The following is a 6,771-nucleotide window of genomic DNA, read 5'->3' as shown; positions in this document are numbered from 1 at the left end:
CTCGAGCGCCATGACCGCGACCGCACCCGCGTCCTCGGCGATCTTCGCCTGCTCGGGGGTGACGACGTCCATGATGACTCCGCCCTTCAACATCTCGGCCATGCCCCGCTTGACGCGCGCAGTGCCGGTCGTGGGGGTGGTGTCGGGGGTGCTCACAGCGAACTCCTGGGTAGTGGCGTGGTGGAACTTCGATGGCGGCATGCGTGCGCGACGACGTTCACGCTGCTTTGTCCAATTCTAGAACGACGGCACGCGCTGCTCTGTAGCCAGTCACGGATTGCTGGCCTCGTCGAGCCCGGCTACGCGATTTCAGGTAATGGCGCGCACTTCCGGGTTGTCGGCGGAGGCGGCGACCGCTGCGGCCTCCTCGAGCAGCTCCGCGAGATCGCGAGGATAGACGGCTTCACCGGCGGCCGTCAGGTCGCGGACGCAATCAGCCGTACACCACCGGTGACCGGTGATGGTGCGCTCCTCGAGTTCGGTGAACCCGCCGTGATGGGGCTCGAAACCCTCGGTTCGCAGCGCGAAGAACAATTCCTCGGAGCGGATCAGCTCACCACCCCAGGAGAAGATCGCCACCCGCCGCCACATCGGCCCCCGCAACGACTCGACGGACGCTGCGTATCCGGTCTCCTCGGCGATTTCCCGCACCGCCGCAGCGCGCAGATTCTCTCCCTTTTCGACGGCACCACCGATCGTGAACCAATAGTAGATGTCGGGAACGTCCGGATCGTGGCCCCGCAACAACAGCACGCGGCCCCGATCGTCGAGCAGCACCACCCGCGCGGACGTGCGGACGGAGTCGAGCGACAGACCATCGGTGACTGCCGCCGCCGACGCCCGTTCCGTGATCTCGAAATAGGTCGGTAGCGGCGCGGTGCCGCCCAGGTGCAACCACCGGACGGGTCTGCGGGTGCGCAGTGCGAGGGTGTCGCGGACGGCGTCGTTGTGGAACCGGCGCGCAATCAGTACCCGGGCCTCCGCATCTGCGAGTTCCGCGACGAGCTGAGGCCGGAGGTCCTCGGGGTCGAGTAACGAGAGTGCGCTCGACAACGCGTTCTCCGCGCTTTCGCGTTCGGCTCGCTCCGACCGCTCGGCCCGGGCGGCCAAGGCGGTGAGCCTCCTCGCCGCAGGTGGGTCCATCGCAGCGGCCGCGGCCCGCACGACCACCGCCCGACGGGCCAACGCCGAGTCGAGCGCCTGCCAGGACAAATCGGAACGGACGTGCAACCGGTCGAGGCGGTTGGCCGTTCCGTACGCCCACAACCCGATCGCCAGGACGACCGCTGCGACGAGAGCGAGAACGAAGATGGTCAGCGCGGAGAAGGTCACGATCCGACCTCGTGTACGCCGTCGCGCCCGACGGTCACCGTCTCGTAGACCCGCAGGATCTGTTCGGCGACAACCGGCCAGTCGTACTCGGTGACGACGGTCCGCCCGACCTCGGTCAGTGCGGCACTGCGCGCCGGGTCGCCGAGCACGGAATCGATACCCTCGGCGAGCGCCGCCGAATCACCCACGGGCACGAGCACACCAGCCTGTCCGTCGCGGAGGACACGGCGGAACGCGTCGAGTTCACTCGCCACCACCGCGGCGCCGGCTGCCATCGCTTCCACCAGCACGATCCCGAAGCTCTCCCCGCCCAGATTGGGGGCGCAGTACACGTCGGCGCTCCGCAGGGCCGACGCCTTCTCGGCGTCGTCAACCTGGCCGAGGAGGCACAGATGGCCGAACAGCGGGCCTGCTTCACGACGTAGACGGTCCTCGTCTCCGCGGCCGACCACCAGCACCTGCAGTTCCGGATACTTCTCGACCAGCGCCGGGAGCGCGCGCAACAGCACCGACATGCCCTTACGCGGCTCGTCATACCGTCCGAGGAACAGAATAGTCCGGCCCGGGCGGGGGTAACCCGGCAACGGTTCGGCGTTCGCGAATGTCTGGACGTCGACACCGTTCGGGATCTCGACGGCGTCCGAACCGAGCGATTCCACCTGCCATCGGCGCGCCAGCTCCGACACCGCGATCCGTCCGCTGATCCTCTCCAGGTAGGGCTGGAGAACCCCTTGAAAGGTACTGAGCACCAAAGATTTTGTTGTCGACGTGTGGAACGTCGCCACGATCGGACCCTCGGCCACCCGCATGGCGAGCATCGACAGGCTCGGCGCATTGGGTTCGTGGATGTGCAGGACATCGAAGTTGTTGTCCGAGATCCAGCGCCGAACGCGCGCGCTCGCGGCGGGTCCGAAACTCAGCCTGGCCACCGATCCGTTGTACGGAATTGCCAGGGCCCGACCGGCGGAAACGACGAAGTCGGGCAACTCGATGTCATCCGACGCCGGAGCCAGGACGCTGACTTTGTGCCCACGTTCGATCAACACCTCGGCGAGGTCTACGACATGGGCTTGTACCCCACCCGGGACGTCGAACGAGTACGGACAGACCATCCCGATCTTCACGGGCTCTCCATACGTGTGAGCCTCGCCTGCGACAGGTCGGACAGCCACAGCGGCTGCAGCATGTGCCAGTCCTCGGGGTGCTCCGCGATATTCGCCTCGAATCGTTCCGCCAGAGCCTGGGTGGCCGTCACCACCCCCACAGACGTGTCGATGGGGGGATCGATCCGGAAACCCCACCCGTCCTCGGTGAACCAGCAGTGCACGGGCAGCAACGGAGCACCGGTGTCGATCGCCAGCTTCGCCGGACCTGCTGGCATCCGCGTCGGTTCTCCGAAGAACGTGACGGGAACACCCTTCTTCGCGAGATCGCGTTCTCCGAGAAGGCACACGATCCCGTTGTCGCGCAAGCGCGCCGACAGTTCGACGAACGGTGGATGCTCTCCCCCGCTCAACGGGAAGATTTCGAATCCCAACCCTTCGCGGTAGTCGACGAAACGCTGATACAGCGATTCCGGCCTCAACCGCTCCGCCACCGTGGAGAGTGCGCCCCAGTGCTGCACACACCACACCCCGGCCATGTCCCAGTTTCCGCTGTGCGGCAGCGCGAGCACCGCTCCCCGACCCGCTGCCTTGGCCGCGTCCAGATGCTCCTGCCCTTCTATGAGGGCATCGAGGGCGGCGCCGGTTCTTTCGAGGTCCATTGCCGGCAGCCGGAACGCCTCCCGCCAGTACCGCGCATAGGACCGCACCGACGCACGCACCAGTGACTCCGGAACCTCCTCCGGAGTCACCCGCAGCACCCGGGCCAGGTTGCGGCGCAACTGTTCCGGGCCGCCTTTGCGCGCCGCGAAGTCAGCTCCCTTGTCGAACAGGGCGACAGCGATTCGCTCGGGCAAGGCGCGTACCAGCCGCCAGCCGGCCGCGTAGCCGAGGTCGGCGACACGTTCACCGAGGCTCACTGCGCCGTCGCCTGTCCGTCTTCGGGTGCCGTGCCGGGTGCGGGCAGCGGGAGAACATCCCGTGCACCGGCCGACCCCCGCACCGCCAGAACGCGCTGAAACACGGTGATCGCGCTGCCGGCAGCGAGGAGCCACATGGCGATGTGGATCGCCCACGGCACGCCGAGCCCGGTGACACCGGCTCCGATGAGCACAATGACCAGTCGATCAGGCCGTTCGATGAGTCCACCGTCCGCAGACAACCCACTCGCCTCGGCACGGGCCTTGGCGTAGGAGATGACCTGCGAGGTGACCAGGCACACCAGAGTCGCGATCAGAAGCGGCTTGCTCGCCTCGTGGTACACCGCCCACCAGGCGAGTCCGGCGAAGATCGCGCCATCAGCCACCCGGTCACAGGTGGCGTCGAGGACGGCGCCGAATCGTGTTCCTCCCCCACGGGCTCGGGCCATCGCGCCGTCCAGCATGTCGAACAGGACGAACACGGTGATGACGACGGCGCCCCAGAACAGATGTCCGCTCGGAAATAGAGTGACCGCCCCCGCCACGGTCGCCACGGTGCCGATCAATGTGACCGAATCGGGGGTGAGTCCGGTCTTGACCAGAACTCTCCCCAACGGTGCCGTCACCTTGGACACCGGTGCCCGTCCGAAAAAGCTCAGCACCTGCCCACCCCGTTCATCACTTTCTGAAACCGACCCCACACCGACGAGTCTGCGACCCCCGACTCATTCATCTATCGAGTCACTCATTCCAAGCCTTCGCCAGCAAACCGCGGGTCTCGCGCAACAACTGTGGCATGACCTTGACGCCGGCGAGGACCGTAATGAAGTTGGCGTCCCCACCCCACCGCGGAACGATGTGCTGATGCAGGTGTTCGGCGAGCGAGCCGCCTGCGGCAGCGCCCAGGTTCAGGCCCACGTTGAAACCGTCTGGCCGTGACACCCGCTTGATGACCCGCAACGCCTGCTGAGTGAAGGACATCAACTCGGCGCTTTCCTCTTGGGTGAGGTCTTCGAGCGCGGCGACCTTGCGGTAGGGCACGACCATCAGGTGACCCGGGTTGTACGGGTACAGATTGAGCACCGCGTAGACATGCTCGCCGCGCGCGACGATCAGCCCGTCCTCGTCGTCCATCTTCGGGATGTCGGTGAACGGTTCGTTCGGAGTGTCCGCAGACTTCGGCGCCTCGGCTATGTACGACATGCGGTGCGGCGACCAGATCCGCTGCAGGTGGTCGGGCTGACCGGGGCCACGATCGACGAGACTACCGGGACTGTCTCGCATCCCGTCGGCGGTCACATCATCGCCTCCTGCCATGTGTGTCACCCTTCCCCACCCGGTTGCAGCAATTCGGCGGTCGGGGACACGTTCTCCCGGCGCGCGACCCACTCGGTGACGATCCGGACGGCGTCGTCGACGGCGACACCGTTGACCTGGGTTCCGTCGCGGAAGCGGAAGCTCACCGCACCCGCTTCGACATCGCGGGCACCCGCGAGGAGCATGAAAGGAACCTTCTGCGCGGTGTTGTTGAAGATCTTCTTCTGCATCCGGTCGTCGCTCGCGTCGACCTCCGCGCGGATCCCTTCCGCCTTCAGCTGCTTCACCACGTCGAAGAGATGATCGGCGAATGCCTCGGCCACCGGGATGCCTACCACCTGAACGGGTGCCAACCAGGCCGGGAACGCTCCCGCATAATGCTCGGTGAGCACACCGAAGAAACGCTCGATGGATCCGAACAATGCCCGATGGATCATCACGGGCCGCTTCTTGGTGCCGTCGTTCGCCGTGTACTCGAGGTCGAAGCGCTCGGGCAGGTTGAAGTCGAGTTGGATGGTCGACATCTGCCAGGTTCGGCCCAGCGCGTCCTGCACCTGCACCGAAATCTTCGGACCGTAGAAAGCGGCGCCACCCGGATCGGGCACGAGGTTCAATCCCGACGCCTCCGCGACCTCGGCCAGCGTCTGCGTGGCTTCTTCCCACACCGCGTCGTCGCCCACGAATTTGTCCGGGTTCTTGGTGGACAGCTCGAGATAGAAGTCGTCGAGTCCGTAGTCCTTCAGCAGTCCGAGGACGAACTGCAGGGTGGTGGCCAGTTCGTCGCGCATCTGCTCGCGGGTGCAGTAGATGTGTGCGTCGTCCTGCGTCATGCCCCGCACGCGGGTGAGTCCGTGAACGACGCCGGACTTCTCGTACCGGTACACCGAGCCGAACTCGAAGAGCCGCAACGGCAGTTCCCGGTACGACCGTCCGCGGGAGCGGAAGATCAGGTTGTGCATCGGGCAGTTCATCGGCTTGAGGTAGTAGTCCTGCCCCGGCTTGCGGACGGTGCCGTCCTCGCTGCGCTCCTCGTCGATGTGCATCGCCGGGAACATGCCGTCGCGGTACCAGTCGAGGTGGCCCGACACCTCGTAGAGGTGCCCCTTCGTGATGTGCGGGGTGTTGACGAACTCGTAACCCTCCGCGACGTGCCGCTTGCGCGAGTAGTCCTCCATCTCGGTGCGGATGATGCCGCCCTTGGGGTGGAAGACGGGCAGTCCCGAGCCGAGTTCGTCGGGGAAGCTGAAGAGGTCGAGTTCGGCACCCAGCTTGCGGTGATCGCGCCGCTCGGCCTCGGCGAGGAGCTCGAGGTGCTGTTCCTGTGCCTCGGCCGACTCCCACGCGGTGCCGTAGATCCGCTGGAGATCGGCGTTGTCTTGATTTCCGCGCCAGTAGGCGGCCGAACTGCGGGTGAGCTTGAACGCAGGGATGAGCTTGGTGGTGGGGATGTGCGGGCCGCGGCAGAGATCGCCCCAAATCTTCTCACCCGTGCGCGGATCCAGATTGTCGTAGATCGTCAGCTCGTTGCCGCCGACTTCCATGATCTCCGGGTCGTCGATGCCCGACTTGTCGTCGATCAACTCCAGCTTGAACGGCTCCTGCGCCAACTCGGCGCGAGCCTCGTCGAGGGAGTCGACGACACGACGAGAGAACCGCTGAGAACCCTTGATGATCTTCTTCATCCGCTTCTCGAGGTTCGCCAGATCCTGCGGAGTGAAGGGACGATCGACCGCGAAGTCGTAGTAGAAGCCGTCCTTGATGGGCGGGCCGATGCCGAGCTTGGCCTCGGGGAACTCCTGCTGCACGGCCTGGGCGAGGACGTGCGCCGCGGAGTGGCGGATGACGCTGCGCCCGTCCTCGGTGTTTGCTGCCACGGGCTCGACGTCGGTGTCCGCGTCCGGCACCCACGACAGGTCCTTGAGCTGGCCCTGGGTGTCACGGACCACGACGACGACGTCCGGGCCCTTACTCGGGTAGCCGGCCTCCCGAACCGCGGTTCCGGCCGTAGTCCCTGCGGGCACCCGGACAAGGGCGGCGGGGGCGACGGATGCGGGCGTGGTCACGGCGATGTTCTCCTAGGTGAGGTATGCGGTGCAGAC

At 66.1% G+C, this 6,771-nt stretch carries 6 protein-coding genes and 1 pseudogene; all 7 read right to left on the bottom strand.

Annotated elements, in window-relative coordinates; all coding sequences use genetic code 11:
- Positions 1-156: pseudogene (locus NOF53_RS24680) on the bottom strand (pyridoxal 5'-phosphate synthase lyase subunit PdxS); the annotation flags it as partial.
- Between the two features lie 153 nt (positions 157-309).
- Positions 310-1,332 (bottom strand): NUDIX hydrolase, encoded by a 1,023-nt coding sequence (locus NOF53_RS24675; RefSeq protein ID WP_255973770.1) that lies wholly within the window; start codon positions 1,330-1,332, stop codon positions 310-312.
- Positions 1,329-2,456 carry a glycosyltransferase family 4 protein gene (locus NOF53_RS24670; protein WP_255973768.1) on the bottom strand — a complete coding sequence of 376 codons (1,128 nt, stop codon included), beginning with the start codon at positions 2,454-2,456 and terminating at the stop codon, positions 1,329-1,331. The genes NOF53_RS24675 and NOF53_RS24670 overlap by 4 nt, the downstream gene beginning before the upstream one ends.
- Positions 2,453-3,355 (bottom strand): phosphatidylinositol mannoside acyltransferase, encoded by a 903-nt coding sequence (locus NOF53_RS24665; RefSeq protein ID WP_255973766.1) that lies wholly within the window; start codon positions 3,353-3,355, stop codon positions 2,453-2,455. The genes NOF53_RS24670 and NOF53_RS24665 overlap by 4 nt, the downstream gene beginning before the upstream one ends.
- Positions 3,352-4,017, bottom strand: coding sequence for a phosphatidylinositol phosphate synthase (gene pgsA / locus NOF53_RS24660; protein WP_255973764.1), 666 nt, complete (start codon positions 4,015-4,017; stop codon positions 3,352-3,354). The genes NOF53_RS24665 and pgsA overlap by 4 nt, the downstream gene beginning before the upstream one ends.
- Before the next feature lie 79 nt (positions 4,018-4,096).
- Positions 4,097-4,672, bottom strand: coding sequence for an ATP adenylyltransferase (locus tag NOF53_RS24655; RefSeq protein ID WP_255973762.1), 576 nt, complete (start codon positions 4,670-4,672; stop codon positions 4,097-4,099).
- Between the two features lie 5 nt (positions 4,673-4,677).
- Complete coding sequence (gene thrS, locus NOF53_RS24650; protein WP_255973759.1) at positions 4,678-6,735, bottom strand: threonine--tRNA ligase; 2,058 nt, start codon at positions 6,733-6,735, stop codon at positions 4,678-4,680.
- Positions 6,736-6,771: the final 36 nt, after the last annotated feature.

Origin of the sequence: Rhodococcus tibetensis (assembly GCF_024438035.1) — a bacterium.
In the GTDB taxonomy this organism is placed as follows: domain Bacteria; phylum Actinomycetota; class Actinomycetes; order Mycobacteriales; family Mycobacteriaceae; genus Rhodococcus_F; species Rhodococcus_F tibetensis.
This window is presented reverse-complemented; position numbering and strand designations above follow the sequence as displayed.